Consider the following 18388-nt stretch of genomic DNA (forward strand, 5'->3'; position numbering starts at 1 on the left):
CGCCCTCACGCCACCTGGGCGCGTGCCGCAGCCAGGCGCGCCAAGGTCTTCTCGCGCCCGAGCAATTCCATGGACTCGTACAGCGGCGGGCTGATGTGCGACCCGGTCACTCCCACCCGTATCGGGGCGAAAGCCTTGCGCGGCTTGAGCTCCAGCTTCTCGATCAACACGTCCTTGAGAGTCGCCTCCAGGTCGGCCGTGGTCCAGCTCTGCAACGCCGTCAGTGCCTCGACAGTGGCGTCGAGAACGGGTGCGGCATCGGCACCGAGATTCTTGGCCGCGGCTGCGGGGTCGATCTCGAAGTCCGCCTCGTCGACGAACAGGAACTTCAACAGTCCCCATGCATCCGACAGGACGACGATGCGGGTCTGCACCAGATCGGCGGCAACAGCGAAGATCTTCTCGTCGATCGGTTCGACCAGATGTCCTCGGGCAACGAGGAATTCGCGCAATCGCGCCGCGAAATCGTCCGCTGCCAGCAACCTGATGTGCTCGGCGTTGATCGCGTCGGCCTTCTTCTGATCGAAGCGGGCCGGATTGGAATTGACGGACGAGATCTCGAACGCGGCCACCATCTCGTCGAGCGAGAAGACGTCGTGATCGTCCGAGATACCCCATCCGAGAAGAGCAAGGTAGTTCAGCAATCCCTCCGGAACGAACCCACGATCGCGGTGGATGAACAGGTTGGACTCGGGGTCACGCTTGGACAACTTCTTGTTGCCCTGGCCCATGACGAACGGCAGGTGCCCGAACTCGGGGGTGCGTTCTGCGACACCGATCCGGATCAATGCCTCGTAGAGAGCGAGCTGACGCGGCGTCGAGGACAACAGGTCCTCGCCGCGCAGGACGTGCGTGATCTTCATCAGTGCGTCGTCGACCGGATTGACCAACGTGTACAGCGGAACTCCGTTGCCGCGGGTCAAGGCGAAGTCGGGTACGGTCCCCGCCTTGAACGTGGTCTCCCCGCGCACGAGGTCGTTCCACGTCAGATCGTGATCGGGCATCCGCAGTCGTACGACGGCCCCGCGCCCCTCGTCGAGAAAGCCCTGTCGCTGCTCCGGCGTCAGGTCGCGGTCGAAGTTGTCGTACCCGAGTTTGGGGTCGCGTCCGGCTGCCTTGTGACGGGCTTCCACTTCCTCCGGCGTCGAGAAAGACTCGTAGGCCTCCCCTGCGTCGAGCAACTGCTGTACGACGGCAACGTGCTGGTCCCGGCGCAGCGACTGACGGTACGGCTCGTACGGGCCGCCCACTTCGGGGCCCTCGTCCCATTCGAGGCCCAGCCAGCGCAACGCGTCGAGCAGGGCGGCGTAGGACTCCTCGGAGTCACGTGCGGCGTCGGTGTCCTCGATGCGAAAGACGAAGGTGCCGCCGTGATGCCTGGCGAACGCCCAGTTGAACAGTGCGGTTCGGACCAGGCCGACGTGCGGGGTACCGGTGGGCGACGGGCAGAACCGAACGCGGACATCTGTTGGTGTGGTCATGCTCGCCCTACTTCTTCGCTGCGACGGGGTTGGTCAGGGTACCGATTCCCTCGACGGTGATCGACACGCTGTCTCCGTCGGTGATGGGTCCGACTCCCTCGGGGGTTCCGGTGAGAATGACGTCTCCGGGGAGCAGCGTCATCACTGCGGACACCCACTCGATGATCTTCGGAATGTCGTGCAGCAGAAGCGAAGTGCGACTCCGCTGCTTGACCACGCCGTCGACCTCGGTCTTGATCTCGAGATCGGTCGGGTCGAGTGAGGTCTCGATCCACGGCCCCAGTGGGCAGAAGGTGTCGTGTCCCTTGGCGCGAGTCCACTGTCCGTCGTGCTTCTGATGGTCGCGGGCCGAGACGTCGTTGGCGACGGTGTAGCCGAGCACCACCTCGTACGCCTTCGAGGCGGGGACGTCCTTGCACGGACGGCCGATGACGATCGCCAGTTCGCCCTCGAAGTGCACCTCGTTCGAGGACGGTGGCAGCACGATGGCCGCACCGGGGCCGACGATGGAGGTGTTCGGCTTGATGAAGATCACGGGATCCTTCGGTGCCTCACCGCCCATCTCGGCCGCGTGCGCGGCGTAGTTCTTTCCGATGGCGATGACCTTGCTGGCGAGGATGGGCGCGAGCAGTCGCACATCGGCCAGCGGCCACGACCGACCCGTGAACGTGGGTGTGCCGAAGGGATGTTCGGCGATTTCCTTCGCAGTCTGCGAGTCGCCCTCACCTTCGATACTCACGAATGCCACACCATCAGGACTTGCAATTCGACCGAGACGCATGTCGGAAGTCTATCGACATGCGTGGTGTGCACTCCGCCACCGTCCGTTCAGCGCGATTCGGGCCGGTGTAGGGTCGATCTCCGATACCACATTGCAAGAACATACGTCCATATATTGAGATGGAGAACTGATGGACGCCACCGCGCAGCTGTCCGACATCGGCGAGTTCAGGCGATGGTTCATGCTTGCCCTCGGCATGCTCGCGCAGACCGCAGGCGCGGTGTTCATCAACGGCGCAGCGTTTCTCATTCCCGCCTTGCACGACGACCGCGGCCTGAGCCTGCCCGCCGCCGGACTCGTCGTCGCCATGCCCACCGTGGGCATCATGTTCACCCTGATCGCCTGGGGTGTGCTGGTCGATCGAATCGGCGAAAGACTGGTACTCGCAGTCGGGCTCGGTCTGACGGCGCTCGCCGCCGTAGCCGCCGTGTTCACCTCCTCCATTCCCCTGCTGGCAATCCTGCTCCTGCTGGGCGGTATGGCCGCGGCGAGTGCGAACAGCGCCAGCGGACGCGTGGTGGTCGGCTGGTTCCCACCGCAGCGTCGTGGATTGGCCATGGGGATCAGGCAGATGTCGGTCCCTCTCGGCGTTGCCATCGCGGCCCTGACCATCCCACCCATCGCCCGGGACCACGGCGTCGGTGCAGCATTGCTCGTACCCGCCGCCGTGTGCGCAATTGCCGCACTGATGTGTCTCGCGGTGGTCGACCCCCCGCGTCCGAATCGCATCGATGCGGCGGAGCAGGGTCTGCTCGACAATCCGTACCGAGGCAGCAGGCAGCTGTGGCGCATTCACGCCACCTCGATCCTGTTGGTGGTGCCGCAGTACGTGGTCTGGACGTATGCGCTCGTATGGCTGATGACCGACCGAGGATGGACGGCTGCGGCGGCGGGAGTCCTCGTCACGGCGACGCAGATTCTCGGTGCACTGGGCCGGATGAGCGTCGGCGCGTTGTCCGATCGGGTCGGCAGCCGCATGCGGCCCCTCCGGTGGGTCGCGGTGACTGCCGCCGTCAGCATGCTCGGACTCGGGGTGGCCGACTGGTTCGACTCCCCTGTCGCGATCGTCATGCTCGTCGTCGCGTCGGTCGCCACCGTTGCCCCGAACGGTCTTGCCTTCACCGCTGTTGCCGAGATATCGGGACCGTATTGGAGCGGCCGCGCCCTCGGCGTGCAGAACACGAGTCAGTACGTGTTCGCGTCGGCCGTGCCGCCGGTGTTCGGGGCACTTGCGGCGGTCAGCTTTCCCATCGCATTCCTGGTGTCGGCGATCTTCCCCGCACTCTCCGTGCCGATCGTCCCCGACGATCCACGTCCCGAGGTTCCCGACGAGAAGGCCGACAGCACCGGCTGATCCAGCACGGCGGTATACCCGAGAAGCACGAAATGCCACGGTGGCCGGTCGGCCTACCGTGGCATTTCGTGTCGGTCCAGTTACAGGCGAGCGGCGATTCGTGCGCCGATGTCCTTCGTGGACGCGGTGGTGGTTCCCCGCTCGGCGAGGTCCGCTGCGACAGCGGCTTCCACACGCGCCGCTCCTGCCGCGTCGCCGAGATGATCGAGTAGCAGCGACACCGACAGGATGGCAGCGGTCGGATCGGCCTTCTGCTGCCCTGCGATGTCGGGAGCGCTGCCGTGCACCGGCTCGAACATGCTCGGATTGGTACCGGTCGCATCGATGTTTCCGCTTGCGGCCAAACCGATTCCACCGGTCACCGCCGCCGAGAGGTCGGTCACGATGTCACCGAACAGATTGTCGGTGACGATGACGTCGAACCGGCCCGGATCGGTCACGAGGTGAATCATCGCGGCATCGATGTGCTGGTATGCGACCTCGACGTCCGGGAACTCCGCCGCGACCTCGTCCACCGTGCGGGCCCAGAGGCTGCCTGCGAACGTGAGCACATTGGTCTTGTGCAGCAGCGTCAGATGCTTGCGTCGAGTCAGAGCACGCTCGAAACCGTTGCGCACCACCCGTTCGACGCCGTAGCGGGTGTTGACACTGACCTCGGTGGCCACCTCGTGCGGTGTGCCGACGCGAAGTGCTCCACCGTTTCCGGTGTACGGACCCTCGGTGCCCTCACGCACGACCACGACGTCGATCTGCTTGTCACCGGCCAGCGGGCCGACCACTCCGGGGTACAGCTTGGCCGGGCGCAGATTGATGTGGTGATCGAGATCGAACCGAGCTCGCAACAGCAGTCCACGCTCGAGCACGCCGCTCGGTACCGACGGATCTCCGATGGCTCCCAACAGAATTGCGTCGTGCTCACGCAGTTCCGCCAACACCGAGTCCGGCAGCAGTTCTCCGGTGGCGTTGTAGCGACGCGCACCGAGGTCGTACTCGGTCTTCTCGGCCCCGGGTGCAACCACATCGAGCACGGCGAGCGCCTCGGTGACGACCTCGGGTCCGATTCCGTCCCCGGCGATGACGGCCAGCTTCATCTCACTCCTCGTGATTGTTCGACGTCGTTCGATCGACTGCGAGCGATGCTCAGGACAGATCGACCAGCTCGATGGTGGACGCGCCGACCGCGGTGGCGATGCTTGCGCTCAACTCGGCCGGAACGTCCTTGTCGACGCGAAGCAGAATCGTTGCACCGTCGCCCTCGGAGTCCTGGCTCAGTGCGGCGGCCTGGATGTCGATGCCGGCGTCGCCGAGCAGGGTGCCGATCCGGCCGAGGCTGCCGGGCTGATCCGCGTAGTTGACGATGAGGTTCTTGCCCTCGGCACGAAGGTCGAAGTTACGACCGTTGATGTTGACGATCTTCTCGACCTGCGTGGTGCCGGTCAGAGTGCCCGCGACGTTGAGCACCGAGCCGTCGCCGTAGACGGCGCGGATGTCGACGACACTGCGGTGGTTCTCGCTCTCGGACGCGGTCGTGACCTCGGCGGTCACGCCACGCTCCTCGGCGAGCGACGGGGCGTTGACGAACGTGACCGAGTCCTCGATGACGGCGGAGAACAGTCCGCGCAGCGCCGAGAGCTTGAGGATCTCGACGTCCTCGGTGGCGAGTTCGCCGCGTACGTCGACCGACAGCGACGTGGGAAGTTCGGTGGACAGAGCGCCGAGCAGTACACCCTGCTTACGCACGATCTCGAGCCACGGGGAGACCTCCTCGCCCACGGCACCACCCTTGACGTTGACGGCGTCGGGGACGAATTCGCCTGCGAGAGCGAGCAGTACCGACTTGGCCACGTCGGTGCCCGCGCGGTCCTGGGCTTCGGTCGTCGACGCGCCGAGGTGCGGGGTGACGACGACCTGGGGCAGCTCGAACAGGGGGCTGTCGGTGCACGGCTCGGAGGCGTAGACGTCGATTCCTGCGGCGAAGACGTGGCCACTGGTGATGGCGTCGGCCAGGGCCTGCTCGTCGACCAGTCCACCGCGAGCGGCGTTGACGACGATGACACCGGGCTTGGTCTTGGCCAGGGCTTCCTTGCCGATGATTCCCTTGGTCTCGGGGGTCTTCGGCAGGTGAACCGAGAACATGTCGGCGCGCTCGAGCAGCTCGTCCAGGCTCACCAGTTCGATGCCGAGCTGGGCGGCACGCGCGGCCGAGACGTAGGGGTCGTAGGCGATGATGTGGGTCTCGAATGCGGCGAGACGCTGTGCGAACAGCTGACCGATGCGGCCGAGTCCGACGACGCCGACGGTCTTGCCGAAGATCTCGACACCGTTGAACTTGCTGCGCTTCCACTCGTGCTGACGCAGAGTGGCGTCGGCAGCGGGAATCTGGCGTGCGGCCGACAGCAGCAGCGTCACGGCATGCTCGGCGGCGGTGTGGATGTTGGAGGTCGGGGCGTTGACGACGAGGACACCGCGCTCGGTGGCTGCGGGAACGTCGACGTTGTCCAGGCCGACACCGGCGCGGGCGACGATCTTGAGCTTGGTTCCGGCGGCGAGAACCTCTGCGTCGACCGTGGTCGCGGAGCGCACCAGGATCGCGTCGGCCTCGGGAACCGCGGCGAGCAGCGCGGGGCGGTCCGGGCCGTCGACCCAACGGACCTCGACGCCGTCGCCCAATGCCTCGACGGTGGACGGCGCAAGTTTGTCGGCGATCAGAACGACAGGACGGCCTGGCTGGCTCACGTGAAAAACTCCCTAGGTCGGTACGAGACTGTTGTCGGTGAAATTCGGAGCTGGTGCAGCAGAAACAGTTTAGAGGCCGGAGTCGCCGAACTGTGACGCCACCTCGTGCACGCACCGAAGGGCACCCCTACCGATGCAGGGGTGCCCTTCGATCAGCATGCGTGAGAACGTGATTCGATGAGAATCAGGCCGTCTCGGTGATCGGGCGATCGACCCAGCTCATCAGGTCGCGCAGCTTCTTGCCGGTGACCTCGATGGGGTGCTCGGCGTTGGCCTTGCGCAGGCCTTCGAGCTCGGTGTTGCCGTTCTCGACGTTGGCGACCAGGCGACGGGTGAACTCACCCGACTGGATGTCGGCCAGGATGGCCTTCATGCGCTCCTTGGTGCCTGCGTCGATGACGCGCGGTCCCGAGAGGTAGCCGCCGAACTCCGCGGTGTCGGACACCGAGTAGTTCATCCGAGCGATGCCGCCCTCGTACATGAGGTCGACGATGAGCTTGAGCTCGTGCAGAACCTCGAAGTACGCCATCTCGGGCGCATAGCCGGCCTCGACCATGACCTCGAAGCCCGTCTTGACGAGCTCTTCGGTGCCACCGCACAGCACGGCCTGCTCGCCGAAGAGGTCGGTCTCGGTCTCTTCCTTGAACGTGGTCTTGATGACGCCTGCGCGCGTTCCACCGATGCCCTTGGCCCAGGACAGAGCCAGTGCCTGACCTTCGCCCTTGGGGTCCTGGTCGATGGCGATGAGCGCGGGAACACCCTTGCCGTCGACGAACTGGCGACGCACGAGGTGGCCGGGGCCCTTGGGTGCGACCATGCCGACGGTGACGAACTCCGGAGCCTTGATCAGGTCGAAGTGGATGTTGAGGCCGTGGCCGAAGAACAGCGCGTCGCCGTCCTTCAGGTTGGGCTCGATCTCCTCGGAGAAGATCTTGGCCTGCGCGGTATCGGGTGCGAGCACCATGATCACGTCGGCCCATTCGGACACCTCGGCGGGAGTGCCGACCTTCAGGCCCTGCTCCTCCGCCTTGGCGCGGGACTTCGAGCCCGCTGCCAGGCCGATGCGCACATCGACACCGGAGTCGCGCAGGCTCAGCGAGTGCGCGTGGCCCTGGCTTCCGTAACCGATCACAGCGACCTTGCGGCCCTGGATGATCGACAGATCAGCATCGTCGTCGTAGAACATCTCGACTGCCACTGTTTGTAACCTTTCCTCTTCGATTTCGCTGAAAATCACGTCCGCCGCTCAGCGCGACGCTGTGATCGATTTCGGTCCACGTCCGACGGCAACGACTCCCGACTGAACTATTTCTCGAATTCCATAGGGGTCCAACATCTTCAGCAACGCATCGAGCTTCGAGCGGGTGCCCGTCGCCTCGACCGTCACGGCCTCGGGAGACACGTCGATCACCTTGGCGCGGAACAGGTTCACCGTTTCGATGACCTCACTGCGCACACTGGCGTCGGCGCGGACCTTGATCAGCACCAACTCGCGAGCCACCGAGGAATCGTCGTCCTGCTCGACGATCTTGATGACGTTGATGAGCTTGTTGAGCTGCTTGGTCACCTGCTCGAGCGGGAACTCGTCGACGGTCACCACGATCGTCATCCGCGAGATCTCGGGAATCTCGGTGCCGCCGACGGCAAGCGAGGAGATGTTGAATCCACGGCGCGAGAACAGCGCGGCGACGCGGGCCAGCACACCTGGCTTGTCCTCGACGAGGACGCTGAGGGTATGGCTCGTGCTCACTTGTCGGTGCCTTTCACGTCGTCGATCTGCGGGTGCGGGGCCTGCTCGCGCTCCATGGCCTCGTCGAGGCCGGGCTCACTGCCCACGGTCTCGTCCTCGTCGAACAGCGGACGGATTCCGCGGGCGGCCATGATCTCGTCGTTGCCGGTTCCGGCAGCGACCATCGGCCACACCTGCGCGTCGGCTCCGACGATGAAATCGATGACGACCGGACGATCGTTGATCGCTCGTGCCTGCGCGATCACCGCATCCACGTCCTCTTCCCGCTCGCACCGCAGCCCGACGCAACCCAGCGCCTCCGCGAGCTTCACGAAATCGGGGATGCGGACGGCACCGTGCGTACCGAGATTGGTGTTGGAGTAACGCTCCTCGTAGAACAGTGTCTGCCACTGGCGGACCATGCCGAGGTTGCCGTTGTTGATGAGTGCAACCTTGATCGGGATGCCCTCGACCGCACAGGTCGCGAGTTCCTGGTTGGTCATCTGGAAGCATCCGTCACCGTCGATGGCCCACACCTCGGCGTCGGGGAGGCCCCTCTTGGCACCCATTGCGGCCGGGACCGCGTACCCCATCGTGCCGAGGCCACCCGAGTTGAGCCACGTACGCGGCTTCTCGTAGCTGATGAACTGTGCGGCCCACATCTGGTGCTGACCGACGCCTGCGCAGTAGATCGCGTCGGGTCCGGCGAACTTGCCGACCGAGCTGATGACGAACTCCGGTGACATCGATCCGTCGGACGGGCGGTCGTAGCTCAGCGGGTAGGTCTTGCGGATGCCGTTCAGGTAGACCCACCACTGCTCGAGATCGAGCGTGGTTCCGGTCGCGCGGTCGGCCCGCAGCGCCTCGATGAGCTCGGTGATGACCTCACGGCAGTCGCCCACGATCGGCACGTCCGCGTAGCGGTTCTTGCCGATCTCGGCCGGGTCGATGTCGGCGTGGATGACCTTGGCGTTCGGCGCGAACGACGAGAGCTGACCGGTGACGCGGTCGTCGAACCGGGCTCCGAGCGTGATCAGCAGGTCGCTGCGCTGCAGCGCGGCGACTGCGGCGACGGTGCCGTGCATTCCCGGCATTCCGAGGTTCTGATTGTGCGAGTCGGGAAACACACCGCGAGCCATCAGAGTGGTGACAACGGGAATTCCGGTCAGTTCGGCGAGCTCGAGCAGCTCTGCCGAGGCATTGGCCTTGATGACGCCGCCGCCGACGTACAGCACCGGCTGCTTGGCGTCGGCGATGTAGCGCGCTGCCTCACGAACCTGCTTGCCGTGCGGCTTGGTCACCGGCCGGTAGCCGGGCAGACGCATCTCCGGCGGCCACGAGAACGTGGTCGGTGCCTGCAGCACATCCTTGGGGATGTCGACGAGCACGGCGCCGGGTCGACCGGAGGACGCGATGTAGAACGCCTCGGCCATGATGCGCGGGATGTCGGCACCGTCGGTGATGAGGAAGTTGTGCTTGGTGACGGGCATCGTGATGCCCGAGATGTCGGCTTCCTGGAAGCCGTCCGTCCCGATCAGGCTGCGGGCGACCTGACCGGTGATCGCGACGACGGGAACCGAATCCATCTGAGCGTCGGCGAGCGGAGTCACGAGGTTGGTCGCGCCCGGACCGGACGTTGCCATGCAGACGCCGACCTTGCCGGTCGCCTGGGCGTAGCCGGTCGCGGCGTGGCCCGCACCCTGCTCGTGGCGCACCAGAATGTGGCGCACCTTCACGGAGTCGAAGAGCGGGTCGTAGACCGGGAGAACCGCGCCTCCGGGAATGCCGAATACGGTGTCGACGTCGAGTTCTTCGAGGGCCCGAACGACCGACTGTGCGCCGGTGACCTTCTCCGGCGCGACGTGGCGTCGCGATCCGTTGGTCGCCGCTTCTGCGGACGGGCTGGTCGACGGGCTGGACGCTGTCCCCGACTTACGGGTCGTGGGCCCTGGGCGTGCGGTTGGTGCGCTCACTGATTGCTTCCTCAGGAATGTGAAATTGCTGGGCGATCTCTGGGCAAGAAAAAACCCCCGTCAGCATGAGCTGTACGAGGGTGGCGCGTCGATGCGAGTTTGAACAACCGGCTCAGGCGTTGACGCGCCGGCCGATTACGAGTATCCAATTCCGCTTCACGCGCTCGACGGTAGGCGCGCGCACAGGGAAGAGTCAAACTCGTCACGACGCAATCCCATTATGTGAGATCGCGTAGATGCAATGCGAAGATGAATGGGTGTCGTCTTCGCAGCAGTCCGAACCACCTCGGCCATCATCCCACACCGCACCCGAGTCGCCGAACGGTGCCGAGGGACCGCAACCATCGAGAACGCAGGTCATCCGAGTCCCGCGCCTCGCGCTCCTCGGCGTGGGACTGCTGCTGTTCGGCACGGGACTGACCGCCGCCAGCTGGCCCGTGGCCATGGGATGGCTGCTGACCCTGCCGATCGTCGCGGGCATCTGGGTGTTTCGAGTGCGCACGGTCATCTCCCCGGAGGCGATCACGGCTCGACGGTTCGTGGGTTCGGACGTGATCGCGTGGGAATCGGTGGCGGGTCTGCACTTCCCGGATCGTCGCTGGGCGCGGGTGGTTCTGACCGACAAGAGCGAGAAGTCGTTGCCGCTCGTGCGTTTCGATCTACTCCCCCAACTCGCTGCGGCCAGCGGGGGCCGCATCACCGATCCCTACGCAGCGGCCGCGGCCGCTGCCGAGGATCGAGACCGTGCGGAGGCCGAGAACGCCGAGGACGACGGCGAGCAGGCACCGAAGGAGCAGTAGCGGGCGGCGAGTAATCTCGTCGATGCGAGAAACCGCTGCAACGAACGAGGACTACGCACTATGCCGCCGCTACGCTCACGGGTCACCACTGTCGGACGCAATGCCGCGGGCGCACGCTCGCTGTGGCGCGCCACCGGAATGACCGATTCGGATTTCGGAAAACCCATCGTCGCCATCGCGAACTCGTACACCCAGTTCGTTCCCGGCCACGTGCATCTGAAGAACGTCGGCGAGATCGTCGCCGATGCCGTACGGGCGGCAGGCGGCGTTCCCCGGGAGTTCCACACCATCGCCGTCGACGACGGGATCGCCATGGGCCACGGCGGGATGTTGTATTCGCTGCCCAGCCGCGAGATCATCGCCGACTCCGTCGAGTACATGGCCAACGCCCACACCGCCGACGCGCTCGTCTGCATATCCAACTGCGACAAGATCACCCCCGGCATGCTCAATGCCGCGATGCGCCTGAACATCCCGGCCGTCTTCGTCTCCGGTGGACCGATGGAGGCAGGCAAGGCCGTCGTCGTCGACGGCGTCGCGCAGGCACCGACCGACCTGATCACCGCGATCTCCGCCAGCGCCAACGACGCCGTGTCCGAGGCCGGCCTCGACGAGGTCGAGCGCAGCGCGTGCCCCACGTGCGGGTCGTGCTCGGGCATGTTCACGGCGAACTCGATGAACTGCCTCACCGAGGCGCTCGGCCTGGCATTGCCCGGCAACGGCTCCACCCTGGCCACGCATCAGGCCCGCCGAGCGCTGTTCACGCGCGCCGGCACCACCATCGTCGAGGCAGCGCTGAAGTACTACCGCGACGAGGACGAATCCGTACTCCCGCGCAACATCGCCACTCCGGCCGCGTTCCGCAATGCCATGGCTCTCGACGTCGCGATGGGCGGATCGACCAATACGGTGCTGCACACCCTCGCAGCCGCGCAGGAGGGCGAGGTCGACTTCGACCTCGACACCATCGACGCCATCAGCCGCAAGGTTCCGTGCCTGTCGAAGGTCTCTCCCAATTCCGACTACCACATGGAAGACGTGCACCGCGCCGGCGGAATCCCGGCGCTCCTCGGCGAACTGCGGCGCGCGAACCTGCTCGAAACCGATGTCTCGACCGTGCACACGAAGAGCTTCGACGACTGGCTCGACACCTGGGACATCCGCTCCGGCAAGGCGTCCGACGAGGCCGTCGAGTTGTTCCACGCCGCACCGGGCGGTGTCCGCACCGTCGAACCGTTCTCCACGGGCAACCGCTGGTCCTCGCTCGACACCGACGCCGCGGGCGGCTGCATCCGCGATCTCGAACACGCCTACACGGTCGAGGGTGGCCTGGTGGTACTCCGCGGCAACATCGCCGTCGACGGTGCGATCCTCAAGACCGCAGGCATCGACGAGGACCTGTTCTCCTTCCAGGGCCCGGCACTGGTCGTCGAGTCCCAGGAAGAAGCTGTCTCGGCCATCCTGCAGAAGAAGATTCAGCCCGGTGACGTGCTGGTCGTTCGCTACGAGGGGCCCAAGGGCGGTCCGGGCATGCAGGAGATGCTGCACCCGACGGCGTTTCTCAAGGGTGCCGGACTGGGCAAGGTCTGCGCACTGATCACCGACGGCCGATTCTCCGGCGGAACCTCGGGACTGTCCATCGGACACATCTCCCCCGAGGCAGCCGCCGGCGGTGTGATCGGACTGGTCGAGAACGGCGACCAGGTCCGGATCGACGTCGCCACCCGCACCCTCGAGATCCTCGTCGACGACGAGACCCTCGAGACGCGACGCGCGAAGATGAACGCGTCCGAGCGACCGTGGCAGCCGGTGGACCGTCAGCGCACGGTCACCACCGCTCTGCGCGCATACGCCGCGCTGGCGACATCAGCGGACAAGGGTGCCGTTCGCTACGTGCCCTGAGGGTGAAACGCGCGTGAGCGGAACTTCGTAGCAGGCTACGAAGTTCCGCTCACGTGGTCGGGTCGGTATCCGGGTCAGCGGACGACGGGGTTGGCCCCGTTGAGGAAGATCCAGATGCACACGCCTGCGGCGATGCCGACGACGAGCGCGAGGAACGAACCGATCCGCGGCCGAGTGGCCCATCCGCGTCGGCCGTCGAACGCGATCTTTCCCGGGCCCGTGAGGATGATCGCGGCAGCGGCGAAGCCGAGAACCGTCTCGTACTCAACGCCGCCGGTGCCGGAGAATTGCAATCCGGGCTCGACGGCCTGCTTGAAGCACCAGGCGTTGATGATCGTGGCCAGCACGGCCGCGCCTGCCAGTGGTGTTGCCAGACCCAGGATCAGCAGCGCTCCGCCGAGGGTTTCGCCCGCCGCGGCCGCGATCGCGAGGATTTCCGAGTAGCGGAATCCCGAAGTCTCCAGCAGGTTCTGAAATCCGTCGAGGCCGGGGCCGTCCCACAGTCCGACGAGCTTCTGCAGTCCGTGACCGAGAAACACCGCGCCGATCGTGACGCGCAGGACGAACAGGCCGAGGTCGGTGCTGCCGCGACGGGCAGGAACCTCGACGGTCTCGGTACGGATCTCGGGCTCCGGAGCGACGGCTGCCGCAGGCGCCGCGGCTGCGGTGGTACCGAGGTACGCAGTCGAGTTGTCGGAGTACGCACTCGACGACGTGGTGTCGGAGTCAGACTTGCGATCGGTCGGCGAATCGGCGAAGGCCGACGGTCGATAGGTCTGCATCTTCTCCGTGGGCTGTGCATCGGCCGAGCGTGCGTCGGACGACGACGAGTACGGAAAGTCGAGTTCGTCGTCGGTTCGCGGCAGTCGGTCCGAGCGCTGGGCACCGAACGCGGTGGTCGGCGTACCCGAGGTATCGACGCGGTCGGACGCCGACGTCTCGGAGGTGGAGCGCGAGGAGGGTGGAATCTTCTCCGTGGGATTGTCGTACGGACTTTCGGCCGGTTCGTACGACGTATCCGGCCGGTTGGGGTCGCGCGGTGTATCGGTCACCTCTCCACACTAGAGCCGAAGTGCGCTCCTCACCGACGTTGACGCTCACGGCCGCGTGGCGAGTCTCCCTCGACGTTCCGTACCGTTCGAAGCATGAAGCCGGTCGGAGCGTCGCCACGAACTGCAACCGCTGCCGTCGTCGCCCTGACGATGACCGCTGCCCTGCTCGCCGGGTGCGCCCGATTCGACGACTCGAATACGTCGCCGTTCACTCCTGCGCCGGAGGTGGGCGCGGCCGAGCTGGAGCCGACGACCCCCAGTGAGACGCCGCAGACGTCCGATCCCAACGCGCCGCCCCCGCCGACCGGCCCGTGTGTCGACCCCGATCCCTCGGTGATCGCGACATGCCTGGACACCACGGGCGGACTCGTTGCGCTCCCCGACGGACCGTCGGCGCTGGTTGCCGAACGCCGCACGGGTCGCATCATGGAGGTCTCTGCCGGCCGGACGCCGGTCGAGGTGGCTCGAATCGATGTCGACGGCACCGGTGACGGCGGCCTTCTCGACATCGCGCTGTCTCCCACGTACGACGAGGACGGGTTGCTCTACGCCCTCATCACCACGTCCGCGGACACCAGGGTGGTCCGACTCGCTCAGGGCGATGTGCCCAAGGACATCCTGACCGGAATTCCCCGCGGCGCGTCGGGCAATCGCGGGGCGATCGACTTCTACACGCCGAACGAACTACTCGTCCTCACCGGCGACAACGGTGATCCAGCTGCTGCTGCGAGCCCGAACTCCCTGTCCGGCAAGTTGTTACGCGTGACCTCACTGTCTCCGTCGACGAACCCCCCGCGGCCGCAGATCGCACTGAGCGGCATCGGTACGGCCGGCGACGTCTGCACCGACGGCACCGGAAACATCTTCGTGACCGACCGCACCGCGATCGAGGATCGCCTGCAGCGCATCGACTCGCTGGGCGCAGTGTTCAACCCTGTGTGGACGTGGCCGGACCGTCCGGGTGTTGCCGGATGCGCAGCGGGAGAAGGTGGAGTGGCGGTTGCACTCACAACGGCCAAAGCTGTTGCAGCGCTGACCACGGACGCGAACACCGGAGCTGTCTCGGCCGAACCGACACTGCTGATCCAGGACGAGTACGGCCAGTTGAACGGCGCGACGAGCTCGGCCGATGGACAGATTCTGGTGGGCACCGTCAACAAGAACGGTGCGGAGCCCGGACCCACCGACGACCGCGTCGTCAAAGTGCCGTTCCCCGGCGGCGGCGGAGGCGGCTTCGACTGAACGAGAAACGACCGAGGCCGAGCGCGTATCGCGCTCGGCCTCGGTCGTTCTCCGTCGTGATCAGGGCTGGCCGCAGGCCTCGAGTACGAGTTCCTTGACGCGAGCGGCATCGGCTTGGCCGCGTGTCGCCTTCATCACCGCGCCGACGATGGCCCCGGCGGCCTGCACCTTGCCGCTGCGGATCTTCTCGACCACACCGGGATTCGCTGCGAGCGCCTCGTCCACGGCGGCCTGCAACTTGGTGTCGTCCTTCTCCAGTACGAGATTGCGCGCAGCCATGACCTCTGCAGGCTCACCCTCGCCCGCCAGCACACCGTCCACGACCTGACGGGCACCGTTGTTGTTGAGCTTGCCGTCCGCGACCAACGCCGCCACCTCGGCGACCTGAGCGGGGGTGATCGACAGATCGGTCAGTTCGACTCCGGCGATGTTGGCCTGCTGCGCCAGGTACGACACCCACCACGACCGCGCCGCCTGCGCCGACGCACCCGCCTCGACCGTCGCGGCGACGAGCTCGAGCGCACCGGAGTTCACCAGATCGCGCATCTCCTCGTCGGAGACACCCCAGTCCTTCTGAATCCGACCGCGGCGCAACCACGGCAGCTCGGGCAACGTGGTCCGAAGCTCCTCGATCCACGCCGCGTCGGGAGCGACCGGCGCAAGATCGGGCTCGGGGAAGTAGCGGTAATCCTCGGCGGTCTCCTTCTTGCGGCCGGCGGTGGTGGTGCCGTCCGACTCCTGGAAGTGCCGAGTCTCCTGAGTCACCTCTCCGCCCGATTCGAGAACCGCTGCCTGACGCCGCATCTCGTACCGAACGGCAACCTCGACGCTCTTGAGCGAGTTGACGTTCTTCGTCTCGGTGCGCGTGCCGAATTCGGTTGCCGTCTTCTCCATCAGGGACACGTTGGCATCGCAGCGCAACGAGCCCTGATCCATCCGCACATCGGACACGTTCAGCGACTTCAACAGGTCACGCAGCGCGGTGACGTACGCCCGGGCGACCTCGGGTGCACGCGCACCGGTTCCCGTGATGGTCTTGGTCACGATCTCCACCAGCGGCACACCGGCACGGTTGTAATCGAGAAGCGAATGCGACGCCCCCTCGATACGGCCGGTCGCCCCGCCGACGTGCGTCGACTTACCGGTGTCCTCCTCCATGTGCGCGCGCTCGATCTCGACTCGAAACGTACTGCCGTCATCGAGCAGCACATCGAGGTAGCCCTCGGTCGCGATGGGCTCGTCGTACTGCGAGATCTGATAGTTCTTCGGCTGATCCGGATAGAAGTAGTTCTTGCGAGCGAACCGTCCCCACGGGGTGATCGAGCAGTTGAGCGCCAGCCCGATCCGAATCGCCGACTCCACCGCAGCAGCGTTCACCACCGGAAGCGCACCGGGAAGGCTCAGGCACACCGGGCACACCTGAGTGTTCGGCTCGGCACCGAACTCGGTGGGGCAGCCGCAGAACATCTTGGTCGCCGTGCCCAACTCCACATGGACCTCCATGCCCAACACGGGGTCGAACTTGGCGAGCACATCGTCGTAATCGATCAAATCGACGGTTGCAGCAGTCATGGTCAGTAGTTTATGCACCGACTACCTGGGTCGTTCCTGCAGGCTCCACTCGCGCTACCTGGGTCGTTCCTGCAGGCTCCACTCCCGTACGACGCGCGAGTAACCACGTGCACTCGTTACCGTGCACGGGTGACTCCCCCAGAGAAACAGACACTGGCCATGACAGTGCTGATGACACCCGACATGGCCAACTTCTCCGGCAATGTCCACGGCGGCACGATTCTGAAGTTCCTGGACCAGGTGGCGTACGCCTGCGCCAGTCGCTACGCCGGGGCCTATGTCGTCACTCTGTCGGTCGATCGCGTCGTGTTTCGCGAACCCATCCACGTCGGAGAACTGGTCACGTTCTCGGCGTCGGTCAATTACACCGGCCGCACCTCCATGGAGGTCGGCATCCGAGTGGAAACCGAGAACATCCAGTGCGGTGAATTACGCCACACCAACAGCTGTTACTTCACCATGGTCGCGATCGGCGACGACGGCAAGCCGAAGACCCTGCCCCAGTTGACGCCGACCACCGAAGTCGGTGCTCAGCGTTTCGAGGCAGCGCGGCGACGGCGCGAACTGCGCCGCGAGACCGAGGAACGTGAGGCCGAAATCCAGGAGGCAGCCGGTCGTATCTGACGGCTCACCGGGAGTCAGCCGAAGAACGCGGCTGCGTCGTCGTATCGGGTCTGCGGTACCCGCTTGAGTTGCTTGGTGGCCTCGGCCAGAGACACCAGGCCGATCTCGGTGCCGCGCAACGAGACCATCTTGCCGAAGTCTCCCGAATGGGCCGCATCGGTGGCGTTGACGCCGAATCGTGTTGCGAGAACGCGGTCGTACGGGGTCGGCGTCCCACCGCGCTGGACGTGGCCGAGCACCGTGGTGCGTACTTCCTTGTTGATGCGACGCTCGATCTCCACGCCGAGCTGGTGGGCAACCCCGGTGAAACGAACGTGGCCGAACTCGTCGATACCGCCGTCGAGAAGCTTCATCGAGCCCTCCATCGGCTTGGCACCCTCGGCGACGACACAGATGAAGTGCGAGTCTCCACGCTGAAAACGCTTGCGCACCAACGTGCACACTTCTTCGACGTCGAACGGCTGCTCGGGGATCAGTGTCATGTGCGAACCGGACGCCAGGCCTGCGTGCAGAGCGATCCACCCCGCGTGCCGACCCATCACCTCGACCAGCATCACGCGCTGATGGGATTCTGCGGTGCTGTGCAGGCGGTCGATCGCATCGGTGGCGATCGTCAGCGCCGTGTCGAAGCCGAATGTGACGTCGGTGCAGTCGATGTCGTTGTCGATCGTCTTGGGCACACCGACAACGGGCACACCCTCCTCCGACAGCCACGCAGCAGCGGTGAGGGTCCCTTCACCACCGATCGGGATCAACACGTCGATGCCGTTGTCCTCGAGAGTCTGCTTGACCCGATCGAGTCCGGCGCGCAACACATCCGGATTGGTGCGCGCGGTGCCGAGCATCGTGCCGCCCTTGGTGAGCAACCGGTCGTTGCGGTCGTCGTTGCGCAGTTGCACCCGACGGTCTTCGAGAAGCCCGCGCCATCCGTCCTGGAAACCGACGACCGTGGAGCCGTACCGCGCGTCCGCGGTGCGTACGACTGCGCGAATCACCGCATTGAGCCCTGGGCAATCGCCGCCTCCGGTCAGAACTCCGATGCGCATCGATTTTCGCCTCTCTGCTCGCAGGTCCGTGAAGCGGACCCGGTGACGGACGTCAGCCTAATCGGGCGTGGGATGCTGCGCGCGTCGGTACCGTTC

General features: G+C 65.7%; 15 protein-coding genes. 5 read left to right on the plus strand and 10 right to left on the minus strand.

The annotated features are described in order from the left end of the window. Positions 1-5: 5 nt before the first annotated feature. Positions 6-1481, minus strand: coding sequence for a glutamate--tRNA ligase (gltX, locus tag CH295_RS24465; protein WP_094634190.1), 1476 nt, complete (start codon positions 1479-1481; stop codon positions 6-8). Positions 1482-1488: 7 nt separating this feature from the next. Continuing rightward, positions 1489-2262, minus strand: a complete 774-nt coding sequence (locus tag CH295_RS24470) for a fumarylacetoacetate hydrolase family protein (RefSeq protein WP_094634189.1) — start codon at positions 2260-2262, stop codon at positions 1489-1491. Positions 2263-2392: 130 nt separating this feature from the next. On the opposite strand from CH295_RS24470, the gene CH295_RS24475 reads away from it, so the two are divergent. Then, positions 2393-3616: an MFS transporter gene (locus CH295_RS24475; protein ID WP_212556205.1), complete on the plus strand. Its 1224-nt coding sequence runs from the start codon at positions 2393-2395 to the stop codon at positions 3614-3616. Positions 3617-3696: 80 nt separating this feature from the next. Here the strand turns inward: CH295_RS24475 and CH295_RS24480 are convergent, their stop codons facing one another. The 5 genes from CH295_RS24480 to CH295_RS24500 all read right to left on the minus strand — a co-directional run bounded on the left by CH295_RS24480 (position 3697) and on the right by CH295_RS24500 (position 10054). Continuing rightward, positions 3697-4707, minus strand: a complete 1011-nt coding sequence (locus CH295_RS24480) for a 3-isopropylmalate dehydrogenase (protein WP_094742101.1) — start codon at positions 4705-4707, stop codon at positions 3697-3699. A gap of 49 nt (positions 4708-4756) precedes the next feature. Then, positions 4757-6352, minus strand: a complete 1596-nt coding sequence (serA, locus tag CH295_RS24485) for a phosphoglycerate dehydrogenase (RefSeq protein WP_037189733.1) — start codon at positions 6350-6352, stop codon at positions 4757-4759. Between the two features lie 184 nt (positions 6353-6536). Then, positions 6537-7538 (minus strand): ketol-acid reductoisomerase, encoded by a 1002-nt coding sequence (gene ilvC, locus CH295_RS24490; protein ID WP_170944858.1) that lies wholly within the window; start codon positions 7536-7538, stop codon positions 6537-6539. A 60-nt stretch (positions 7539-7598) separates the two neighbouring features. Continuing rightward, positions 7599-8102 carry an acetolactate synthase small subunit gene (gene ilvN / locus CH295_RS24495; protein WP_032397758.1) on the minus strand — a complete coding sequence of 168 codons (504 nt, stop codon included), beginning with the start codon at positions 8100-8102 and terminating at the stop codon, positions 7599-7601. Beyond that, positions 8099-10054 carry an acetolactate synthase large subunit gene (locus CH295_RS24500; RefSeq protein ID WP_037189736.1) on the minus strand — a complete coding sequence of 652 codons (1956 nt, stop codon included), beginning with the start codon at positions 10052-10054 and terminating at the stop codon, positions 8099-8101. Before CH295_RS24500 ends, ilvN begins: the two co-directional genes overlap by 4 nt. A 257-nt stretch (positions 10055-10311) precedes the next feature. Here CH295_RS24500 and CH295_RS24505 point away from each other — a divergent pair, with 257 nt between their 5' ends. Together CH295_RS24505 and ilvD are read left to right on the plus strand one after the other, a co-directional pair. After that, positions 10312-10854 carry a PH domain-containing protein gene (locus CH295_RS24505; RefSeq protein WP_212556206.1) on the plus strand — a complete coding sequence of 181 codons (543 nt, stop codon included), beginning with the start codon at positions 10312-10314 and terminating at the stop codon, positions 10852-10854. Positions 10855-10914: 60 nt separating this feature from the next. Then, a complete protein-coding gene (gene ilvD, locus CH295_RS24510; protein WP_094742102.1) occupies positions 10915-12756 on the plus strand; it encodes a dihydroxy-acid dehydratase in 1842 nt (613 codons plus the stop codon). Between the two features lie 74 nt (positions 12757-12830). Here the strand turns inward: ilvD and CH295_RS24515 are convergent, their stop codons facing one another. Continuing rightward, a complete protein-coding gene (locus CH295_RS24515) occupies positions 12831-13808 on the minus strand; it encodes a DoxX family protein (RefSeq protein ID WP_094742103.1) in 978 nt (325 codons plus the stop codon). Positions 13809-13901: 93 nt separating this feature from the next. On the opposite strand from CH295_RS24515, the gene CH295_RS24520 reads away from it, so the two are divergent. Further along, on the plus strand, positions 13902-15050 hold the full coding sequence (locus tag CH295_RS24520) for a PQQ-dependent sugar dehydrogenase (protein WP_094742104.1): 1149 nt from the start codon (positions 13902-13904) through the stop codon (positions 15048-15050). A gap of 60 nt (positions 15051-15110) precedes the next feature. Here CH295_RS24520 and gatB read toward each other — a convergent pair whose 3' ends face one another. Further along, positions 15111-16622 carry an Asp-tRNA(Asn)/Glu-tRNA(Gln) amidotransferase subunit GatB gene (gene gatB, locus CH295_RS24525; protein ID WP_037189745.1) on the minus strand — a complete coding sequence of 504 codons (1512 nt, stop codon included), beginning with the start codon at positions 16620-16622 and terminating at the stop codon, positions 15111-15113. A 159-nt stretch (positions 16623-16781) separates the two neighbouring features. On the opposite strand from gatB, the gene CH295_RS24530 reads away from it, so the two are divergent. Continuing rightward, positions 16782-17246 carry an acyl-CoA thioesterase gene (locus CH295_RS24530; RefSeq protein ID WP_170946068.1) on the plus strand — a complete coding sequence of 155 codons (465 nt, stop codon included), beginning with the start codon at positions 16782-16784 and terminating at the stop codon, positions 17244-17246. Positions 17247-17260: 14 nt separating this feature from the next. Here CH295_RS24530 and CH295_RS24535 read toward each other — a convergent pair whose 3' ends face one another. Continuing rightward, positions 17261-18292: an ATP-dependent 6-phosphofructokinase gene (locus CH295_RS24535; RefSeq protein ID WP_032397750.1), complete on the minus strand. Its 1032-nt coding sequence runs from the start codon at positions 18290-18292 to the stop codon at positions 17261-17263. Positions 18293-18388 lie beyond the last annotated feature (96 nt).

Origin of the sequence: Rhodococcus sp. 14-2483-1-2 (assembly GCF_002259405.1) — a bacterium.
GTDB lineage: Bacteria > Actinomycetota > Actinomycetes > Mycobacteriales > Mycobacteriaceae > Rhodococcoides.